Raw genomic sequence first — 21,064 nt, 5'->3', positions numbered from 1 at the left:
AAAGGTACTAATAAGCCTTTTCTTCTCCTTTAATTATATTATATACCGTGTAAAACAATATGCGTAAATCTAACCCCATTGACCATCTTTCTACATAGAAAATGTCTAAACGCGTACGATTCTTAATATCCGATGGTTTAATGATTTCACCTCTGTAACCCATTATCTGCGCTAAGCCGGTAATACCTGGTTTTACAAAATGGCGCACTAAGTATTTATCTACAGATTTTTCATAATCTGTAGTATGGACCACCATATGGGGTCTTGGACCAACAATACTCATATCTCCCTTAAACACGTTAATAAACTGAGGCAATTCATCTATACTAGTTTTACGTATAAATTTACCAATACGAGTTACCCTCATATCCCCTTTTTTTGCCATTTGCGAATCTGACTCTTTATTGACCGTCATTGAACGGTATTTGTAACACCAAAAAGTTTGTCTTTTATAACCGTGCCTTTTTTGTTTAAAATAAAAATCTCCAGGAGAATCTAATTTAATCAATATATACAGAATGGGAGTTAACCAAGACAATAACAGTAAAATAACCAATCCTGAAAATACAATATCAAAAGCACGTTTAATGATACGGGCATACTCTGTATCCAAAGGCACATTCCGTAAATTTAGCACTGGGGTAGTATTGTAGGTTTCAACAGACATTGCCCTGTTAAAAACATCCATATCATTTAAGATAACCTTAAATCGAATTAAATTATTATCAGCAAAATTTACAAAGTTTTTAAGCTCTTCTTCACTAAAGTTAGAAGCTACACAATAAATTATGTCAACATCATAATTTAAAATATAACCGAACGACTCCTCTATTTGCCCTAGATACGTAGGGCTTTTTGATCTTTTATCAGAAAAATAACCCATATAATGATAACCAAATGTTGGGTTATCAAATACTTTTCTAATTTTCTTTAAATTTCTATCCCTACCTAATACAACAACTTTGACACTATTACGACCTATAACCCTAAATTTACCCCTTATCCAAAAGAACAATACTCTATACCATATTAGACAAATAGATAAAATTGCATAAACTAAATATTGATACTGCACAGATGGCACACTCTCATCCTTTATGGCAAACAAGGCAAAATAAGAGAGAAAGTAGACAAAAAGAATTTGTATTATTTTATGAAACCTAGTGAAAAATAATTCCTTCCTTTCAGTTGTATAATAGTTTAAAATAAATGAAATAAACAACCAACTAATATTATAATACACAATATTAAATACATTTAAATACGTCTCAGGCGTTAGAATATACAACACACCATTTATAATACATAAATGTAAGAATATGGAAATAGGAATTATAAAATCTGAATTACTGTATTTCATCTATTTAAATGGACGACAAGGAAAATGATTATCTAAAATTTAATAAGTTAACAAGACAAAATTGGATGAAAAAACTTGTTGGTACAACTACTATCGACGAATTAATTAATTTACTTGATAATAGCATAATCCCAATAGATTAATTATGTGGTACAAACTTAAATTTAAACTTTTAAACCACTACTAATAAAATGAAGCACTTGACAATTAGAAAGGATAATCTGAACTAAAAAAATGGAATTCTTCTTGTCGATTTCTAGAGTTTGTTCAACGGCTCCGCCGTTAAATCCACATAAAATATTTCGCAATATTGAGTTAATGCGATAATTCATTTAGATTAGTGTTCAGTCTATTTACAATAACTTTTATAAATATTTAGGCGAAAAACCCTACAAATACTGCGGTTATGGTAAATTTATAGTTATGGTAGGGCAAATAAAAGTAATTTGGAAGTAATAAAAAAAATATCAATTGTAATTAAGTCAAATTACACAAAAAAGGGGTGACCGTAACTTAGTGTCTAAACTTTATATCTATATTCTAGGCTAGCAATAATTGCTAAAAAGATGACCAGAATAAATAGCACAATAAAAATTAAGCCACATCTCTAATTTTAGCAGATAAGACAATACCCAAACCATTTAAAACAAGTTTAAGTTCATTTCTGCGAACTTGTTGTATGATAGCTTTTTTATTTTTAAAAGCACCTTTTTCTATTGTAATTAACTTACCTTTTTGCAATTGTGAAGATTTAACCGTACAAATAGAATCATTAGCCATCCATTCTTTTATAACATCTATTTCTACATCACGTACAACTGCTGGCTTACCCAACCAATACATATATTTTTTAATATATGATGTTATAAAGACCGTATCTCTTTCAGATTCTTTTAACCTTACAAATACATAATTATCAAAAACTGGAACTTCAATAGTTTTTTTGCGATCGCTCCATTGCCTAACTTCTTTTTTTACAGGACAATAAATTTCAAAGTTATGACGCTCCAAAATCTCAGCGACTTGCTTTTCTCGTTTAGCCTTAACGACTAAAACAAACCACTTCAAGGAATTAATATGGGTTGCATTACTTTGATGCATTAAATGGAAATTGGTTAGTTACATTAAATGTTTTACAGTTGATTACATCTAATTAACCAAGCATGTAAGATGAAAACATAACGAAGTTTATCGTTAAATATTGCTAAGATGTAATAAGCTAAAAGTATGCCAAAGTCACAAAATTATATTTCAAGAAATAATACTTAATTCAGTAGATTTTATTTAACCTTTAAACTTTATTTAATCACAGATTATCTATTTCCATATAGTAAAAGACTTGTTCTTTATTGAATATAGTATCTTTAAAACCTTTTATTTATTCAAATTTAATTTTACAAAGTAGAGTTCATATGAAAATTTTAGTGACCGGGGCTGCAGGATTTATTGGTTACCATTTAGTTGAAAGACTTATTAAATCTGGACATGAGATAGTTGGTCTTGATAATATAAATGATTATTACGATATAAATTTAAAATATGACAGATTAGAAGATTCAGGAATTAAGCGGAATTTAATTCCGGAAAATGGACAATTATCAAAAAGTCTAAAATACTCTAATTATCGATTTACTAAAATGGATATTACAGACTTAATTAAAATAGAGCGTCTTTTTGAAGAAGAAAAATTTAATCAAGTAGTTCATTTAGCAGCTCAGGCAGGTGTTCGATATTCATTAGAAAATCCACACGCATATGTACAATCTAATTTAGTCGGCTTTGTTAATCTTTTGGAATGCTGCCGAAATTATAAAATTGAGCACTTTCTATATGCGTCAAGTTCCTCTGTTTATGGAACAAATTCAAAAGTTCCATTCTCGGAAAATGATAATGTAAATAAACCCGTTTCCTTATATGCTGCTACAAAAAAAAGTAATGAATTATTAGCTCACACCTATAGTCATCTATATAATCTTCCTACAACAGGCTTACGCTTTTTCACTGTTTATGGACCATGGGGAAGGCCAGATATGGCGCCAATACTTTTTGCAGATGCAATAACTAAAGGAAAACCTATTAAAATTTTTAATAAAGGGGATATGAGTCGCGATTTTACTTATATCGATGATATTATTGATGGTATTGAAATTTTGATCAACCACAAACCTGTGGTAAATGAAGATAACTTATTTTACCATATTTTAAATATCGGTAATGGACAACCACAAAATTTATTAGACTTTATCAAAGCCGTTGAAACCAGTTTAGAAATTACCGCTGAAAAAGATTTTTTACCAATGCAACCAGGAGACGTACCCAGAACTTGGGCCGATACAAAAAAATTACAAGCTTTAGGTTATAAAAGTTCTGTAGATATTAAGGCTGGAGTTTCAATGTTCATAAACTGGTTTAAAGAATATAATGGTTTATAAAATTTAAAAGATAAACATCTTTAATCATATCAAAATTATCTTTCAAGCTAATTTTCAAATCAATACCAACCAAACAAACTCGTAAATTGCACTCATGAAAAAATTGATACAATTCTTTGGTGCTTGGTACGGCGCAAAAAAAATAGGTGGTGGCAAATGTGGATGTATAGGAACCTTTTTTGTGTTCTTGATACTTTTTTGGATTTTAGGATATGTACTAGAGGCTTTTTAAGAATGCTTGTTAGTTGACGGTTGATGGTTGATAGTTTTTGCACTGGGCGCTATGCGCCATACGCCGGTCGCCTCGCGCTAAACGCTTAAGTCTATGATTAATTTGCGGTTAGCGCGTGGCGCATTGCGAAAAGCGAACGGCGCTTCCTCTATTCTCTAACTTCTATATTCTCTTCTCCAGTTTTCTTTTGGTCAAAGACCTTGACGCTGGTTTTCATATCTGCATATCTAGGGTCTTGAATAAAATCTTGTTTTTGTAGTTTAATAACCTCAATACTTAAGAACCCAAATTCACTGACCACTTTACCGTAGAACCTATAAATACCTCTTCCCCTAAATGTATATTTTGCTGCTACAGGCGGAAACAATACGGTATCAAAAACTTGCCCTTGTTGGTCTAATAGTGTAGCAAAGAACATTGCTTTTTTTGTATGTGTTCTGGTACGCTTTACCGTAATCAAATACCCATAGATATCGATATTTCTGTTCAGATAACGTTCTAAATCTTTACTCCCCAAACTATTCAAAGGCACATTTTCCAGGAGTTCAAACGGACTACACAAGCTAAATCCCAATAATTCCAATTGCGTAAAAGCTACTTCTAAATTTGTACTATACAATGACGGAATTTCAAAATGCTGATGCCTTGGCGCAAATAGTTTAGGGTGGTCTATTTTCTTGGTCTTGTTCAACAGCAAATGTGCTTTCCAGAGGAGTTCGTGTTTGTTGGTATCGGTAAACCTGAATGCATCGATCCGTATTAAAATGCTTACTTGTTCTATAGAGATAATCAATCTATCCAGAAAATCTTCCAAGGATGCAAACAATCCTTTTACAAAGCGTTCTTTTAAAATACGCTCCATTACCCGTTGTTCCAACTCCCGCAGATATCCTAAACCTAAATACAGATCCTTACCATAAATACAATTGCTTGCATTACTCTTATTTACGCAAGGCGGATGTATTGTTGCGCCCAGCATACGTGCTTCGTGCACATAGAATTCGGGTTTATAAAATCCGCCACCATTATTGAGTACGGCTACCATATATTCTAATGGATAGTATGCCCTCAAGAATAAACTTTGATAACTTTCTACAGCATAGGATGCAGAATGCCCTTTTGCAAAAGCGTAGCCGGCAAAACTTGCTACTTGATTCCACACCTCCTGAATGAGCTTCTCGGCATATCCTTTTTTGCGGCAGTTATCCATAAAGGTATCCTGCACTTTTTGGAACTCCTCACGAGAACGGAACTTACCGCTCATTCCGCGGCGTAACACATCGGCTTCACCTAAATCCAAATCGGCAAAATGGTGGGCTACTTTTATCACATCTTCTTGGTAGACCATAACCCCGTACGTCTCTGGCATAATCTCTAACATGACCGGATGCGCCATCTTTTCTGCCCTACCTTTATTGCGATGCCTAAGAATGTATTCGCGCATCATTCCGCTTTTAGATACTCCTGGGCGAATAATGGAACTTGCCGCTACAAGACCTAAGTATGTATCTACTTCTAGCTTTTTCAACAACATACGCATGGCAGGTGATTCCACATAAAAACATCCCATGCACTGCGCTGTTTTTACTAAATTATTAATTTTAGGGTCCTTCTTGAATGCCTTGATATCATGAATATCGAATTTTGCAAATTCCTCAGGCCTGTCGCGTTCCAGAATATCCAAAGTCTCCTTTATTTTAGAGAGTCCGCGTTGGGCTAGAATATCAAATTTAAAAATACCGACATCTTCGGCAATGACCATATCAAACTGCGTAGTAGGAAATCCTTTTGGGGGCATATTGGTTGCCGAAAACCAATGAATAGGTTTCTCGGTTATTAGGATACCTCCTGCATGAATACTCAAGTAATTGGGCATACCGTGTAGCAGTTGTGTATACTTCAAAACCAAAGTTGAAATATTATCTAACCTACTTGCCTGTATATTACCATCGCACAGTAAATCTATTTCATCTTTTGGTAGACCGAAAACCTTACCCAGCTCACGTATTACTCCTCTAGATTGAAAAGTAACATAGGTACCCAACAGTGCCACATGATCAAAACGATTAAAAATATATTCCGTCATAACAGGTCTATCCCTATGTGAAAAATCAATATCAAAATCGGGCGGATTTACACGATACAAGTTAATGAATCGCTCAAAATACAAGTCGAGCTCCATAGGATCCACATCGGTAATAAAAAGCAGGTAGGCTACAATACTATTGGCTCCACTACCCCGCCCAACATAAAAAAAATTCTGTTTACGGGCATATGAGATAATATCCCAATTAATAAGAAAGTAAGAAACGAAATTCATTTCTTTAATGAGGTACAGCTCTTTTTCTAAACGATCCAAAACAGCCTGATTTATTTCTGGATATCTATACGGTAAACCTTCTTGACATAACTTTTCCAAAAATGCCTCATCTTCTTCTTTACTGCCTAAATACAGATTTAAATTTTGCGTTTTTCGACCTTCGGAAAAATCAAAGTTTATAGAACAGCTACCCATTAACAGCTGGGTATTTTCTAGAATAAAACTATGTTCAGAAAAATGTGCCGCCAAATTGGGTATGGCGTACATATGCTCATCTTCCCGCGCCTGTTCGGTAATGGGCAGCATACTTAACAAGGTATTATTATCAATAGCGCGTAATAATCTGTGTGCATTAAAGTCTCGCTTGTTCCTAAACGTTACGGGTTGCAGCAATACAATTTTATCTCGTTGTTCTAAAAGTTTAGAAAATCGCAGTCGTTTCAACTCATTTACGGAAACCCCGATAAACTCATTTTCCGCAAAGGCTTTTTTTTCGTGCAGAAGGACTTTCTCAAAGGGATAAACAACAAACACCTCTTTAAACTGTGGAGCTATTTCCGGGATTTCCTTTTCTTGATGAATGTGATGCGACAAAAAATCATTGAGCTCCAAAAATCCCTCATTATTCTTGGCAATACCTACAAAGCAAGGCTCTATTCCGTTTCTAAAATCGATACCTAAAATAGGCGTCACATCATATTCAGGTGCTTTACGCACAAAATTCAAGCAAGCAGAGGTGTTATTAATATCGGTCAACACCAATTGCGTAATGCCATGCTTTTTTGCCAATTGTAAAAGCTCAATTTCCGAGAAAGTCCCGTAACGAAGGCTGTAATATGTGTGACAGTTTAGGTACATTTTTGGTTGATGGTTGTTGGTTGTCTGTTGTTCGATCTTTTCGCAGTACGCTGTTCGCTTGACGCTACGCGCTAAACGCTATTTTTTTACGCTTCGCGTGTGGCGTTAGGCGTGTAGCGCATTGCGTTTTCTCTCTTCTCTATATTCTCTTTTATAACTTCTACTTTATCACTCAAGATTTCACTTCGGCTACGCTCAGTGAACGGATTTCGTATTTGCGAGGTTTTCACTGAAGCAATCTGCCGAAAATGAGTACTAGAGATTATCATTGTTACCCCAATTCAACAGATCACTTCTTTGTGCCTCCTCTTTTTAGTTGATGGTTATTGGTTTTTTTTGCTCATAGCGTGTAACGCAGTGCGCATTACGCTTTCTCGCTTCTCTATTTTCTATATTCTAACTTCTTTTCTCTCCTCAACAAACAAATCTTAACTCTTCGTGACCAGGCATACCTACCAAGAACCAACAACGAAGAACCAACAACTAAATCTTCCGATGTGCCAAAACAACTGGCGGCAGTCCGTTGAAAGGATTATGCATTCTACCAATGGTCTTTGCTCCCATGCCCGATGCCCGCAAAACACTTTTATCTCCGTAACGTTTTCTAATATTATCCATAGCGTTGTAAAGACTTAAGATTTCTTCCGTGTCATCAAACAGGTTAATTTGGTAGTTACCAGATACCAAATGACTAAAACGTATACCAATTAGCCTCACTAATAACCTACGGTTATATAAGTTTTTGAACAGCTCTAATATTTTAGGTATTAAAATATGGTCTCCACTGGTATAGGGAATTCGCATTTGCTTTGAATAGGTATTAAAATCTGAATATCTGATCTTTACCGAAATACACGCCGTAAGTTTATCGCCTCGCCTTAATTGATATGCCAGGTTCTCGGTCATGGCAATAAGAATTCCCCTAAGTCTATTGACATCAATAGTATCTTTATTAAAAGTACGCTCTGTAGAAATGGATTTTCGCTCACAAAACGGAATCACAGGGGTATTATCAATACCATTGGCACGTTTCCATATAACCTCGCCATTGGTACCTAAAACACGTTGCATTACCTCCATAGGCATTTCTTGTACCGTGCGCACTTGTCGTAATCCAAGATTGCGTAAGGTCTGGTAAGTCTTATCGCCCACCATTGGTATTTTTTTAATGGATAACGGAGCCAAAAAAGGTTTCTCCAACCCCTCATCTATCTTTAATTGATTGTTAGGTTTCGCCTCATTAGTGGCTACTTTAGAAACAACTTTGTTCACTGATAGTCCAAAAGAAATGGGGAGTCCCGTTTCCCTAATGATTTTTTTACGCATTTCAGACGCATACTGGTAGCAACCAAAAAAACGGTCCATACCGGTGAGGTCTGCATAGAACTCATCAATACTTGATTTTTCGAATACGGGCACGTACTCTTTTATGATTTCCGTTACCACATCAGAGTGTTTACTGTAGTCACCTGCATTACCACGAATTACAACAGCATCAGGACACAGCTCTCGCGCCATTTTCATGGGCATACCAGAATGTACGCCAAAACCACGGGTCTCATAACTACATGCCGCAACTACACCACGGTCTCCCGTACCACCCACTAATAATGGTTTATGCTGTAATTCACGATTATTCAACCGTTCTACGGAAACATAAAAAGTATCTAAATCAATATGTAAAATGGTTTTGCTCATAACTATCCTTTAAAATTCGGGATAGCTAAATTATGGATTATTTCCAATTATTAGGATTATTTCCATTTTTTAACACTAAAAAATAGAAGCATATTGTCACATATAAATATTGAGCCACAATTAGAAAAAAATATAAATATGACCAAACTGAACTAAAAGGCACAGATAGTTATATTAAAAGTGTATAAAATTTCGTTTAGTATCATATATCTTGTAGATTATTAAGGTATTTAACCGAAAATCTTTTAAGAATAGTTACGAGATAAGACATTATTTATGCGTAAAATTCATTTTATATTATTAGCTGTCTTATTACTAATATCCACTATTAGTAATGCGCAAGATACCGCTACAATAAATATCGTTTCCCCCAATGAAAACACGGTCTGGAACATTCCAGATAAAATAACTTTGCAGTGGAATACCGTAAAAATTGACACTAGCAAGTCTATTCGATTTTTTCTGGTACGAAATGAAATGGTAGTACAAGAATTGGGTTCGTTTAAGAACGACGGTTTTGAAGACGGAATAGAATTGGCAAAAAACATTGGCTCTGGAGATAGATACCAAGTAGTTGCCATAGAATTGTTCCCAGATGACAAATACAATATTGCCAAAAAGGTTACTCCATTCTTTTCAATTATCAATGCAGCATCTGATGAAAGAAAGAAAAAGCAACAACTAGCCAATGTTAATACCGTAACTAAGAAGAAAAAGAAATCTAGATCCAAATCTAAAACAAAGAAAAAAATAAAAGAACAAATTGCACCTAAAGAAACTGCTATAGTCCAAACCAACAACAAACCTGAGTCAAAAACTGAAAACAAAACAGATAGTAAACCAGAAGTAAGGGACAGTTTTGATGGAAGAAAAATTTCATACACCAAAGAATTTGAATTCAATTCTGAAGATGTGGTCATAAAAATCTGGGATCACGGCAGGCAAGATGGTGATATTGTCTCTATTTACCTTAACGGTGTACAAGTAGTTAAAAAGTACTACCTAACCTATTGGAAAAAGGAGTTTAAAATTAAACTAGACCCTAAAAAATCTAACGATATGTTTCTTTACGCACATAATTTAGGAGACTCGCCACCAAACACCGTATCCGTAGAAATATCTGACGGAAAAAAGTCTGAGAACATAGTATTAAATTCAGACCTAAAGAGTTGCGAAGCAGTATTGATCAGTGTAAAATAAGCAACAATTCTTACTTTTTAAATTCTAACCATCAGTTAAAGCATAAATGCCCTTTAAATCATTTTTTGACGAACCTGAAAATTATAAAAATCGGTTCGATTTTTATGAAGAAGGCGGCTCACCCTTACTCCTTAAAAAATTTAAAGAAACTATTGAGGAGCAAAAAAATGATATTGAAGAAATTAATATTTCTTGGTATTTGTATAATAACCAACATTTGCACGACTATTTAAAAGAAGTGGCTGCAACCGGCATTACGGTAAATGTTATAACTATTCCATTAGAAGGCTATGACCATTCTAAGCCGAAAATTATAAAAAGTATTGTAACGGGCAAAAAGTTAAATAAACGTTACACGAAGTATAATTTGGCAAGAATAATCTATGGTGAGATGTATAGATCAACATTACACCAAAATTTTAACCTATATATCTTTCCTCATTTATACGTTAGAAGTGCACGCGTAAAAAAGTTTTCAAGAGGCTCGCTACCCTATTCTTTACATATTAAATCTGCATATATTAAAAAGAAAAATGGATATCTAATACTATTAAGTTCTTGCAATTTGGCAGTAAGAGATTTGGTAAAAAATGAATCTATGATCATTGTCGAAGACGAACCAAATTATGAAGAATACATAAAAACATTTTACAAGAATTTAATAAGAAACTCTATCAACATTAAGAATTACAAAAGTTCTTTAGATACAACGTGTAATACATATGAAAAACTAGCATTTAATTTTTCAGATTCCATATTTATAACCGCTCCTTTTTATGACAATTCCGCTAATCTTCTAGAAAAGACCATTTCACAATATATTATTTCCGCAAAAAAAAGAATCATTGTTTGCGCACAACATTTAGCTGCATTTAATTACGGGGTCAATGCAAAGTACCATTCAACCATCAACAAAAGTGATACCCGTAAAGGTATGTTAGGCGAAATAATAACTATGGCGAACAAAGGCGTAAAGGTCACCTGTTTATCACAAACTTTTTCCCCACTTTCTAAAGATGAAAAGCAACTTCATGAAACAAAATATAGAACGCCCGTAAACACCCGTAACTTTCAACATTTTTTTAGTCAGATCATTAAAACAGAAAATGCAGAGTACTTTGTCAATGAGAATATTCATTCCAAATTCATAATCATTGACAACACACTCATTTATTGTTCATATAATTTTACACCCACCCAATTTATTTTTTTGGACAATGTGAATATTACTAAATTTAAAAACATGCCAAATTTAAATTATAGCGGAATTCATTGTGAAGTTGGTATGCATTTAGTCATTAAAGACCAAATTACCGTTAAGGCCTTTGAAAATAATGTGGCAAATATTAAACGTAAGAAAGAAACCATACAAGCAAAGAACTTTGTGAACATATCTTCTAGGCAATAATTTGAAGGCAAACATACAATTGTCCAAATCTTTTTTATAGAGTAAAATAGATGCTTGAATTAAAAGCAATTTGAATTTCTAAAATGTATTTTTGTCATCTTATTATGTGTTTTTCTATAACTTATTTTAAGAAGTTTTAAATAAAAGATTAGCGTAAGAAAATGAATATAGTATCCTTTTTTGCTGGTGCAGGCGGACTAGACCTTGGTTTTGAACAAGCCGGTTTCAATGTTATTTGGGCAAATGAATATGATAAGGATATTTGGGAAACCTACCAGAAGAATCACCCTCATACCATATTTGATAAAAGAAGTATTGTTGATATACCTGCAGAAGATGTACCCGATTGTGATGGAATAATTGGCGGGCCACCGTGCCAAAGTTGGAGTGCCGCAGGTGCCGCACGGGGCATTCAAGATAAAAGAGGGCAGTTATTCTATGATTTCATAAGAATACTTGAAGCAAAACAACCCAAATTCTTTCTTGCAGAAAATGTAAGCGGTATGCTGATCGGCAAACACACTACGGCGCTTGATGGAATTAAAAAATTATTAAAAAATGCAGGCACAGGTTATGACCTATCCTTCAAAATGCTCAATGCATCTGACTACAATGTGCCTCAAGACAGGAAAAGGGTATTTTTTATAGGTATAAGAAAGGATTTGGGTTTCAAATATGAATTCCCTGAAGAGACCTTTCCAAAAATAACACTTGAATCTGCCATAGGCGATTTAGATAAAAAAGCAATTCCTGCTTTGGAGTTCAACAATACCAATGGAAATAAATGTATTATTCCCAATCATGAATATATGATAGGTGGTTTTTCAACCATGTTCATGTCTAGAAACAGAGTTCGTGATTGGGACGAGCAATCATTTACCATACAAGCAGGTGGCAGACACGCACCCATACACCCGCAAGCGCCAAAGATGAAGTTAATTGATAAAGATGTTCGTGTATTCGTACCTGGTAAAGAGCATCTTTACAGAAGGCTGAGTGTTCGTGAGTGCGCTAGGATACAAACTTTTCCAAACGATTTTATTTTTCATTATAAAAAAGTAGCCGCAGGCTACAAAATGATCGGTAATGCCGTACCTGTTAATTTGGCAAAGTTTCTAGCAAATAGCATAATGACTCAATTAAAGGCCAATAAGCATATACCCAATTCTATTAAAAAGAAGAAAGTAAAAGGTGTTTTAGGGTAACCAAAAAAAGAACACTATCATTTACTAGGCACTAGCTTTATATTTGTCTCATTAATTTTAGGCGGCATAAAATACATAAACACAAGCATAATCAGAAAATACAGTACAGCGAAAATAGTGTAGGTATGGTCGCCCGCATCCGGCGAAATTGGTAATAATACTAAGGACATATTTAGCATTGATTGTATCACCAATACACATATTCCACTTTTAGTCTTTGAATAAACAATGGCACACATACCTGCTGCACCCATCATATTCAAAAACAAAGGCCAAACAGGTAAGTCTTCAATTACACCTACATTTATATAAACGGAAGGCAACCACCATAAAGACCATACAAAACCAATTATTTGAGTTGCATAAAAAGGTTTGGTTATTTTAGATAACTCACGAACGGCATAACCGATCCAAACAACCTCTCCCAAAAATGCCCAGGACAATAAGAATAAAGTAAATTTTAAGGTAGGTATATACAATTCAAAATTAAGAATAGACATATCTCCAGAATATACCGCAACAATTGATAAGGTCATTAAACCTATAGTAAATGCGAATAAAAGACCAAATAAATACCATTTTGGGTGCACTTTCCAAACCAACATGGGTCTAAATAAGTTCTTAATACCTTCATTACCTTTTGTGATTTTTACAATAAATAGCAATAAGAACATCAATGCATAAAATCGGCCATTGGTATAGGGAAAGAATTCTATTAATCCTTTACTTTTCAGGTAAGTGATTACGAAATTAAGTAAAGGCGCAAGTACTAAGAAAATCCATATTTCGTACTTTTTTAAAAAGTTCATCATGTCTGTAACTATCAATAAATATTCTTTTTACAATGGAACACCGATAATTAGCTCAAATAAAATACAAATTATTGAAAATGGTGTGTTTTATCTGAAAATAAATCTCACCATTTTCAAAACATTCTGATTTATTAGACAAAAAAAACCCTCTTAATCATCTGATTAAGAGGGTTTAGAAGTACTCGAGGCGGGAATCGAACCTAATCAACCAAAGGAAGATAAAAGAATACAAATAACTGTATTTCAATTATTTAAATATAAATACAAAACACTAATTTGATTGTATTTTCTCATGTTTTACCTATATTTGTTACTATAATGTTACTGATATGTCTGTAAAACTTAGAACAAGGAATTTAGCTAAAGGTGTAAAAAGATACTACTTGGACATATACCATAACAAGGAACGATCATACCAATTTTTAGATATTAAGATTACACCTAGCGACACTAAACGTAGTGAAAAGAAAAGATTGGCAGAAAACATAAGAGCTAATAAAGAACTTGAATTAATTAGCCTTGGAAGTTCTTATCAACCAGAACATTTAAAAGATTTAAATTTTAATCTTTTTGCAGAGGATTTCATCAAAAACTACAAATACAAAGATATTAGAATTGTAGCTAGTGCCGTTGCCAAATTCAAAGATGCAACACAAAATAAAAAATTAAAGATTTCACAGATTACTCCTTCAGTAATGGAAACTTACAAGACGTATCTAATACACGATGCGAAACTAAGTGGAGAAACAGCTCACAATTACTTTACAAGGTTTAAAAAAGTCCTTAGAAATGCTAAAATCAAAGGATATATCAAATCAATGCCGACTGATGAAATTAGGTTTAAAAATCCTAACAAAGAAGATACGCTTCGCAAACAAGTTTTAACTCCTGAAGAACTACAATTGCTAGCAAACACACACTGTGGTAATAGTGAAGTAAAAAAAGCTTTTTTATTCTGTTGTTATACATCTTTGGGTATGGCTGAAATAAGAAAATTGAAATGGAAGAACATTAAAAATAATAGACTAGAAACTACAAGAGAAAAAACTGGTGGTCAAATAAATAATAGATTAAACTCTGTAGCTGTTCACTTAATTGGAGAAAGAAAAAATAGCGAAGATTTTGTTTTCGATTTACAAATCATCAGTGATAATGCAGTAAACAAAAATTTAAAATATTGGATTCAACGAACAGAAATAGATAAACACTTAACTTTCTATTGTGCCAGACATACTTTCGCTTGTTTATTGCTAATGAATGGAGCCAATTTAAAAACAGTTGCAGATGCTATGGGACATAGTTCAACTAAAAGCACATTGAAGTATTTGAATCATGTTCAAAAATTGCAAGACAATGCAATAGATAATTTACCGGAAATAACTTTTTAAACACTTTAACTCAAAAATAAAATGAAACTAGAAATATATAAAAAACCGAATCCGTTAAAAGTCTTTGACAAAATTAATAAACTCAAAAAATTATTGAAACCTATAAAGGTTGAAAATAATGATGAATTTATTCAAAAACTACTTGAAAAACCTATGGAAATTAATCATTTATTAAGTGAAGGCTACTCATTAAAAGATCATGAATATATAAGTATAAGTTGCGATATTAAGTGCAATATTCCTATTGAATTTAGCGCACAAGTTGGTAATGGTTCAAATTGCTGGATAACAGGAGAAAAGCCAAATGGAGAAAGCCTTTATGACACAAGTGATAAAAGCGGATTAATTGAAATTTTAGAGAATTTAGAATTGCCTAATAAAATCATATTTACAGAAATTGAGCTATCTCAAAAAATAGGAAATTCAAGTAGTAAATTCAAATATAAATTAAGCGAGCAAAACTAAATTTCAATCCCATTTAACTGAATGAGATTGGAACAATATCATTCAGTTAAATATCAATGCTATAAAATATAAAGACTAGCCGTATTATTGAAAATTAAAGATTATCATTCAAACCCAAACACCATCTTCTATTCGCTGTAAAACAGAGTCTATAGTATATTCATCTATAAGTGATAAGTCTAATTGCTCAGTATAAGAAAATAAGTAATCACATAATAAGTTTAAACAATCTTCCTCTAATTCCGTTACTTCCGGGTCATAAATCATTCCTGCCAATGTTCTTCCAAACTTTTCATCGAAGGTCCTACTTTTTCCGTCATCCTCTAAATCATTGTCCTCAAATGACATTTCAATATCTAAATATTTGTCGTATTTATGATTTAATGTCCTGAAATAAATAGCGTACTTTTTGTATTTTGAGAGCGACTGTAAATAACTTTTTACAAATTCAGATATTTTTTTAGCCGTATTTTTAGTTGGTCGATCGGGACAGAAGCTGTGAACCTCTTTAATAAGGACTGTTAGTTCTTTTTTTCCACGCGTGTTCTCAAAACTGTAAGCAAACAACATATCTTTTAGAACCACTTTTTCAGCATAATCGACGACAATTTGGTTTATTTCTCTTGTGATATAAAGTTTTTCATCTATGGATATCATAATTGTTTAGACCTTAAAGTTAGTTTGTGTTTTTTCTTGTTTTATGCTATTCTTTCTCCCTCAAAACGACATCTCCTATAACATCCATTGTGACTTGAGCCGTTTGCATCAAATCCAATAGCTTTTGATTCTCTTGAATCAAACATGCTATTTCATTATTATTTTTAGCAATTTTTTTGTGGCATTCATCATATTTTTTCAACACAACAAAACATAGTTGTTCTGTATCCTGAAACCCTCGCTTTTCCATTTCCTTTACAAAATTCGTCATATTTATTTTTTTACATTATTAATATTAAATTATTAAATAGCCATTCAGATTGATATCTGAGACCGTTGGTATCAAGTTTAATTTTTAATTATTTGAATACATTTTTTGATATCCTTTATAAAATCAGAATCACGATGATAATATGTATAAATTAGATTACCTCCATCCTCAACTGATTTAATTCCATTACTTAGGTACCATTCTATTTTGTTTACCATCTTTTCTTTATATTCTTCACTATTAATCATACCCAAATGCTCCCAATAAAAAACTTTACGATTTAATTTATTGGTGATAGTGAAGTCAACAAATTTCTGCTCTCCATTTATAATTAAAGGATATTCCAAATCTATTCGTAAATGAGATTCTTTAAGTAGATATTCATAAATAGAAACTTCATGTGAGGAACTAAACCTTACTCCATCTGATGCAATTGCAGTTTGCGAATATTTATAGTAATTATATGTACCCTTATTTACTGTAGTGTTAGTGCTTTTTGCTTTTTCTCTAAGATTCTTAAATCTAAAAAACCATCGAAAGTTTAAGTTATTAGAGTCATCCACTCTATAATTTATAAGAGATTTCATATCCCCATATTTATGTGAATTTCTAAGAAACCTATTGAAGGCAGTATTAGATGAAAAACGTTTTCTTAATTCCGGATTCTTTTTAATAACATCATAAAGTTCAATAGAATTAATTTCCACTGCCGTATTCGGGGCACTTAGATAGGTATTCAAAAGTGTTTGAATTCTCATTAATATTCTATTTTCAACCGATAGTTTTTTCATGTTGTATGATATTTAAAATGCAGACAAGAAATCATTACTTAAGAGTATGACTTCATGATGCAATGTTTTTAAGTGAACACTGTAAAGCTATGGGCGATACGCGCAACCTATCTGCACAAATAAATTCATCATCCCAAAACCAATAAGTCCATTTGAATTCACTCTGATGAAAAATTAAAAAAAGCACTTACGGAAAACCGTAAAGTGAATCAAACAAAACCACCTAAATTGCATAAACTCTTTGTCCTAAAGCATTTAATTCATAAAATGATATCACTCTAAAAATTTATTTTAAAAACATAACTCTATATGTGAAGGTATTCTGCACATATTCTTTAAATTAGTTACAAATAGCTAATATGCCAATAAACAAAAATGCCCTCATTCGATACCAAGCACTAGACAGATGTTTTTCTAACCCTGGGCGTCGTTATGATATTAATACTTTATTGGAAATGTGTAATGATGCTCTTTTTGAGTTCAACCCAAATGCCATGGGCATAAAAAAAAGACAGCTTTATGAGGATATTAAATTTATGGAATCTAGCCAAGGTTATTCTATAGAGTTAGAAAAGACCAAAGAAGGTAGAAGAACATTTTATAAGTACATAGACACCTCTTTCTCTATCACGAACAATCCTATTAATGAATTAGAGGCTGAACAAATTAAATCAGCTATGATGGTGCTGACCCGCTTTAAAGGTTTGCCTCAGTTTGAGTGGGTAAATGAATTGCTTCCAAAATTAGACCAGACCTTTCTTTTAAAGGATAAAGAAAATCATATCATGTCTTTTGAAAGTAACCCTTTTCTTAAAGGTCTAGAGTTTTTAGATCCTATTTTCAATGCCATTAGTTACAGCAAAACATTAGAAATTACATATCAACCATTTGCAAAAGAACCATTAATAACTACTTTTTATCCATATCACTTAAAACAATTTAACTCAAGGTGGTTTCTTTTTGGTCGTAATCCAGATTATGAAAATCTCAGTAATTATCCTTTAGACAGAATCATTTCTATTGAAGAATCTGACCAACCATTTCAAGAAGGTAAAATTGATTTTGATAATTACTTTGATGATGTTATTGGAGTTACCTTGAACGAAGGTCAACCGGAAATTATAGAACTTAAAGTCACCAAGAAATTATGGCCTTATGTAGAAACAAAACCACTTCATGGTTCACAAAAGAAGAAATATGTTACTGATGAATTTATCCATTTGACTTTAGAAGTTATTCCAAACTTTGAATTAGAAAAAATGATTCTCTCCTTTGGTGAGGAAATGACAGTGCTCTCCCCCCCCCATTTCCGCGATTCTTTAAGAATGAGATTACAAAAAAATATAACAGCATATGATTAATGCACTAAGACTGCATATATGCAATAGATATTTGTAACTCAGCAAACTAATTAAAGAAGATGAAAGAAAATAAAATAGAAAATCTTACACCAATAAAAACTATAGAAAGTCAGATATGGGAAATGTTTGATATTCTAAGGAATAACTCAATTGGATCTAACGAATATCCTATTATTCTTTTATTCCTTTCACTTTATAGAGATGATCAAATCTCTAAAGATTTTCTCTTTGGAGATAGTCAACTGAATTATAAGGAGCCTCAAATATTAGACGACACAATTTTTGATAAGCCTGAGAATGACTATTCAAAAATTATTGATTGCTTTAGTTCTTCTCTTGTAAATATTAGAAATAAAGGCTTTAAAGAACTTATTGAGGCATTATTTAAAATTGACAAGGTTATCCTTAAAAGAGAATTTAGCGTAATATTCGATTCTACTTTATATCGAATAACGAATTCACAAGGAAGATTTGGAGGGGAGTTTATTCAGCCCGTAGAAATAACACGTTTAATGTGTGCTATTGCTGATCTACCTAAAAACTCTAAGATTTACAATCCCTTTGCAGGTCTTGCATCATTCGGAGTTTTTCTAAATCAAGGACATGATTATTTTGGTCAAGAATTAAACCAAACAACTTGGGCTTTGGGTGCCTTACGTATTATGGCCTATCAAAAACCAGACACCATTAATTATGTACATGATGATTCCATTTTACATTGGCCTAAAGAACCTGAAAAATTTGATTTAGTTATTGCAAATCCACCTTATGGGATGCGCTTAAGCCACCAAAAAAAAGAAATTGAACCGGGCATTAGAACTATTGAACAGTTTCTCATTGAAAAAGGCATGAATTCCTTAAATGAAAAGGGGAAATTAATTGCCTTAATACCCCACGGTTTTCTATTTAGAGGAATGCAAGATCAACGGTTAAGAAAATATCTGGTTGAAAAAGATTTAATTGACTCCATAATTTCTTTACCAAGTGGGCTACTTACAAATATAGGTATCCCACTAATTATACTTGTTATTGACAAAAACAAGAAACTACCTGGCAAAGTACGTTTCATTGATGCTAAAACGTTTGTAGAATCTAAAAACAGTAAACAAAAGGTTTTAAATGATTCTAAGCTATTAAAATATTTCTCCGATAGTAATAAAGATAAATATGAAATAATTGATGGTCAAAACCTGGTTAACGAACCTTTATCAGAATATAGCTCATTAAGTACAAATCGCGATACAACTGGGATATCCAAAATTGAACGTATTGTGCCTATTAATCAAATTATAGAATTTGATTATAATCTTAATGTGCCGCGATATTTTCAAAAACAAATTGAAGGAGTAAAACTTAAAGAGATTGTTGAAATTGTAAGAGGCAAAAGAGGTAAGTTACCTGATAAAGGAAAGAGAGTTGGATTTAAAGATCTTAAAAATGATCAGGTAGACTATAATTTGGATGTCCCTAATATTGAAGAAACTGAATTGCGTAAATTTAGTTTAAGACAAATAGACAAATCTTCGTTATTAATTGCCACACGTTGGAAAACATTGAAACCTACCTTATTTAAATTTACTGGCACCCCTATTTTTCTACAGCCCGATATAATATCATTTAAAGTAGATGAAAATTTAGTGGATATAGGTTACTTAATTAATGAACTTCAAGCAGATTACGTTGAAGAGCAATTAGAATCATATCGACAGGGTGCTGCAATTCCAATGATTAGGAAAGATGACTTACTTGAAATTGTCATAAAGCTACCTACTCTGGAAGAGCAAAGAGCTAAAATACAGGGTATTACTGAACTTTCTAACAAAATTAAATTACTGCAACAAGAACGAAATGCACTTGCTCATGGAAAGGAAATCGGTCAATTTAATGAATTCGCCTCATTAAAACATACGTTGGGCAGACCTAGACAAAATATTCTAGATTGGACAGATAATTTATTTCACTTTTTCAATGAGAAACCCGATGGATTTGATGCTCTAAACAATACGTTCTTAGATTTCTACGAAACCGATATTCTCTCAGCCCTCAAAGAAATAAAACATGATGTGAATTTCATGACTGAGGTTCTTGAAAAAGGAGAAAATGGATTTGTTCTGAAGGAATTTGACAAAACCATTATTTCGCTATCACAAGTTAACGGACTAATTAATGAACTTTCAAATAATGGATTAAATTTCAAAATAAAAAAGCTTGTATTAATTGGTGAAAAACTTAAAGAGCGTGGAATTTATGGAAATAAAACGCTTCTGAAGACACTATTAGATAATTTATTAACAAATGCTCATAAATACGGATTTGTGAAAAAGGCAACCGGAAACGAAGTTGTTATCGAGTTAAAAGAAATAGATGATTTCCTTTCAATTGAGGTACGCAATAATGGCAAATCCTTTCCGAAAAATTTTGACAGAGAAAAGTTCATAACCAAATATTCAACAGCTGAGACCAAATCAGGTACTGGATTGGGTGGCTATGATATACATAGAATTGCCACTGAATTCAATAATCCTGAATGGGATTTAACGTTAGATGAAGACCCCATATACCCAGTGAAATTTAATTTTAGATTTACTATAAAATTAATCAATTAA

At 32.7% G+C, this 21,064-nt stretch carries 18 protein-coding genes; 9 read left to right on the top strand and 9 right to left on the bottom strand.

Translation table 11 applies throughout. The features are described from left to right. Positions 1-7: 7 nt before the first annotated feature. Together PXC01_RS05855 and PXC01_RS05850 are read right to left on the bottom strand one after the other, a co-directional pair. Positions 8-1,360: an exopolysaccharide biosynthesis polyprenyl glycosylphosphotransferase gene (locus PXC01_RS05855; RefSeq protein WP_276471393.1), complete on the bottom strand. Its 1,353-nt coding sequence runs from the start codon at positions 1,358-1,360 to the stop codon at positions 8-10. Between the two features lie 594 nt (positions 1,361-1,954). Further along, positions 1,955-2,461, bottom strand: a complete 507-nt coding sequence (locus PXC01_RS05850; RefSeq protein ID WP_276471392.1) for a UpxY family transcription antiterminator — start codon at positions 2,459-2,461, stop codon at positions 1,955-1,957. 311 nt (positions 2,462-2,772) lie between these two features. Between PXC01_RS05850 and PXC01_RS05845 the strand changes: the two genes are divergently transcribed. Together PXC01_RS05845 and PXC01_RS05840 are read left to right on the top strand one after the other, a co-directional pair. Next, positions 2,773-3,792 (top strand): NAD-dependent epimerase/dehydratase family protein, encoded by a 1,020-nt coding sequence (locus PXC01_RS05845; RefSeq protein ID WP_276471391.1) that lies wholly within the window; start codon positions 2,773-2,775, stop codon positions 3,790-3,792. Positions 3,793-3,886: 94 nt separating this feature from the next. Next, a complete protein-coding gene (locus tag PXC01_RS05840; RefSeq protein ID WP_276471390.1) occupies positions 3,887-4,024 on the top strand; it encodes a hypothetical protein in 138 nt (45 codons plus the stop codon). A 148-nt stretch (positions 4,025-4,172) separates the two neighbouring features. Here the strand turns inward: PXC01_RS05840 and PXC01_RS05835 are convergent, their stop codons facing one another. The 3 genes from PXC01_RS05835 to dinB form a co-directional block, all read right to left on the bottom strand. Further along, positions 4,173-7,202 (bottom strand): DNA polymerase III subunit alpha, encoded by a 3,030-nt coding sequence (locus PXC01_RS05835; RefSeq protein ID WP_276471389.1) that lies wholly within the window; start codon positions 7,200-7,202, stop codon positions 4,173-4,175. An 86-nt stretch (positions 7,203-7,288) separates the two neighbouring features. Continuing rightward, positions 7,289-7,432: a hypothetical protein gene (locus PXC01_RS05830; RefSeq protein ID WP_276471388.1), complete on the bottom strand. Its 144-nt coding sequence runs from the start codon at positions 7,430-7,432 to the stop codon at positions 7,289-7,291. 253 nt (positions 7,433-7,685) lie between these two features. After that, positions 7,686-8,900 (bottom strand): DNA polymerase IV, encoded by a 1,215-nt coding sequence (dinB, locus tag PXC01_RS05825; protein WP_276471387.1) that lies wholly within the window; start codon positions 8,898-8,900, stop codon positions 7,686-7,688. A gap of 276 nt (positions 8,901-9,176) precedes the next feature. Here dinB and PXC01_RS05820 point away from each other — a divergent pair, with 276 nt between their 5' ends. The 3 genes from PXC01_RS05820 (at position 9,177) to PXC01_RS05810 (ending at position 12,713) form a co-directional block, all read left to right on the top strand. Then, positions 9,177-10,100, top strand: a complete 924-nt coding sequence (locus PXC01_RS05820; protein WP_276471386.1) for a hypothetical protein — start codon at positions 9,177-9,179, stop codon at positions 10,098-10,100. Between the two features lie 46 nt (positions 10,101-10,146). Next, the gene (locus tag PXC01_RS05815) at positions 10,147-11,508 is read left to right on the top strand and encodes a phospholipase D-like domain-containing protein (RefSeq protein ID WP_276471385.1); all 1,362 of its coding nucleotides are present in this window, start codon (positions 10,147-10,149) and stop codon (positions 11,506-11,508) included. Positions 11,509-11,669: 161 nt separating this feature from the next. Next, a complete protein-coding gene (locus tag PXC01_RS05810) occupies positions 11,670-12,713 on the top strand; it encodes a DNA cytosine methyltransferase (protein ID WP_276471384.1) in 1,044 nt (347 codons plus the stop codon). Between the two features lie 17 nt (positions 12,714-12,730). Here PXC01_RS05810 and PXC01_RS05805 read toward each other — a convergent pair whose 3' ends face one another. Beyond that, on the bottom strand, positions 12,731-13,540 hold the full coding sequence (locus tag PXC01_RS05805; protein WP_276471383.1) for a CPBP family glutamic-type intramembrane protease: 810 nt from the start codon (positions 13,538-13,540) through the stop codon (positions 12,731-12,733). A gap of 314 nt (positions 13,541-13,854) precedes the next feature. On the opposite strand from PXC01_RS05805, the gene PXC01_RS05800 reads away from it, so the two are divergent. Together PXC01_RS05800 and PXC01_RS05795 are read left to right on the top strand one after the other, a co-directional pair. Next, positions 13,855-14,913 carry a tyrosine-type recombinase/integrase gene (locus PXC01_RS05800; protein WP_276471382.1) on the top strand — a complete coding sequence of 353 codons (1,059 nt, stop codon included), beginning with the start codon at positions 13,855-13,857 and terminating at the stop codon, positions 14,911-14,913. A 21-nt stretch (positions 14,914-14,934) separates the two neighbouring features. Continuing rightward, positions 14,935-15,378: a hypothetical protein gene (locus PXC01_RS05795; RefSeq protein WP_276471381.1), complete on the top strand. Its 444-nt coding sequence runs from the start codon at positions 14,935-14,937 to the stop codon at positions 15,376-15,378. A gap of 108 nt (positions 15,379-15,486) precedes the next feature. On the opposite strand, the gene PXC01_RS05790 is transcribed toward PXC01_RS05795, so the two are convergent. The 3 genes from PXC01_RS05790 to PXC01_RS05780 form a co-directional block, all read right to left on the bottom strand. Continuing rightward, on the bottom strand, positions 15,487-16,035 hold the full coding sequence (locus tag PXC01_RS05790) for a hypothetical protein (protein ID WP_276471380.1): 549 nt from the start codon (positions 16,033-16,035) through the stop codon (positions 15,487-15,489). Positions 16,036-16,081: 46 nt separating this feature from the next. Beyond that, the gene (locus PXC01_RS05785; protein WP_276471379.1) at positions 16,082-16,306 is read right to left on the bottom strand and encodes a hypothetical protein; all 225 of its coding nucleotides are present in this window, start codon (positions 16,304-16,306) and stop codon (positions 16,082-16,084) included. Positions 16,307-16,383: 77 nt separating this feature from the next. After that, positions 16,384-17,097, bottom strand: coding sequence for a hypothetical protein (locus PXC01_RS05780; RefSeq protein ID WP_276471378.1), 714 nt, complete (start codon positions 17,095-17,097; stop codon positions 16,384-16,386). Positions 17,098-17,456: 359 nt separating this feature from the next. On the opposite strand from PXC01_RS05780, the gene PXC01_RS05775 reads away from it, so the two are divergent. Both PXC01_RS05775 and PXC01_RS05770 read left to right on the top strand, forming a co-directional pair. Beyond that, positions 17,457-18,458: a helix-turn-helix transcriptional regulator gene (locus tag PXC01_RS05775; RefSeq protein WP_276471377.1), complete on the top strand. Its 1,002-nt coding sequence runs from the start codon at positions 17,457-17,459 to the stop codon at positions 18,456-18,458. A 59-nt stretch (positions 18,459-18,517) separates the two neighbouring features. Further along, positions 18,518-21,064, top strand: a complete 2,547-nt coding sequence (locus PXC01_RS05770) for an N-6 DNA methylase (RefSeq protein WP_276471376.1) — start codon at positions 18,518-18,520, stop codon at positions 21,062-21,064.

It is taken from the genome of Maribacter huludaoensis (assembly GCF_029350945.1).
Lineage (GTDB): Bacteria > Bacteroidota > Bacteroidia > Flavobacteriales > Flavobacteriaceae > Maribacter > Maribacter huludaoensis.
This window is presented reverse-complemented; position numbering and strand designations above follow the sequence as displayed.

Coding starts and splice junctions, on each gene's coding strand:
- PXC01_RS05855 (WP_276471393.1), bottom strand. CDS start 1,360: ATGAAATACAGTAATTCAGATTTTATAATTCCTATTTCCATATTCTTA.
- PXC01_RS05850 (WP_276471392.1), bottom strand. CDS start 2,461: ATGCATCAAAGTAATGCAACCCATATTAATTCCTTGAAGTGGTTTGTT.
- PXC01_RS05845 (WP_276471391.1), top strand. CDS start 2,773: ATGAAAATTTTAGTGACCGGGGCTGCAGGATTTATTGGTTACCATTTA.
- PXC01_RS05840 (WP_276471390.1), top strand. CDS start 3,887: ATGAAAAAATTGATACAATTCTTTGGTGCTTGGTACGGCGCAAAAAAA.
- PXC01_RS05835 (WP_276471389.1), bottom strand. CDS start 7,202: ATGTACCTAAACTGTCACACATATTACAGCCTTCGTTACGGGACTTTC.
- dinB (WP_276471387.1), bottom strand. CDS start 8,900: ATGAGCAAAACCATTTTACATATTGATTTAGATACTTTTTATGTTTCC.
- PXC01_RS05820 (WP_276471386.1), top strand. CDS start 9,177: ATGCGTAAAATTCATTTTATATTATTAGCTGTCTTATTACTAATATCC.
- PXC01_RS05815 (WP_276471385.1), top strand. CDS start 10,147: ATGCCCTTTAAATCATTTTTTGACGAACCTGAAAATTATAAAAATCGG.
- PXC01_RS05810 (WP_276471384.1), top strand. CDS start 11,670: ATGAATATAGTATCCTTTTTTGCTGGTGCAGGCGGACTAGACCTTGGT.
- PXC01_RS05800 (WP_276471382.1), top strand. CDS start 13,855: ATGTCTGTAAAACTTAGAACAAGGAATTTAGCTAAAGGTGTAAAAAGA.
- PXC01_RS05795 (WP_276471381.1), top strand. CDS start 14,935: ATGAAACTAGAAATATATAAAAAACCGAATCCGTTAAAAGTCTTTGAC.
- PXC01_RS05790 (WP_276471380.1), bottom strand. CDS start 16,035: ATGATATCCATAGATGAAAAACTTTATATCACAAGAGAAATAAACCAA.
- PXC01_RS05785 (WP_276471379.1), bottom strand. CDS start 16,306: ATGACGAATTTTGTAAAGGAAATGGAAAAGCGAGGGTTTCAGGATACA.
- PXC01_RS05780 (WP_276471378.1), bottom strand. CDS start 17,097: ATGAAAAAACTATCGGTTGAAAATAGAATATTAATGAGAATTCAAACA.
- PXC01_RS05775 (WP_276471377.1), top strand. CDS start 17,457: ATGCCAATAAACAAAAATGCCCTCATTCGATACCAAGCACTAGACAGA.
- PXC01_RS05770 (WP_276471376.1), top strand. CDS start 18,518: ATGAAAGAAAATAAAATAGAAAATCTTACACCAATAAAAACTATAGAA.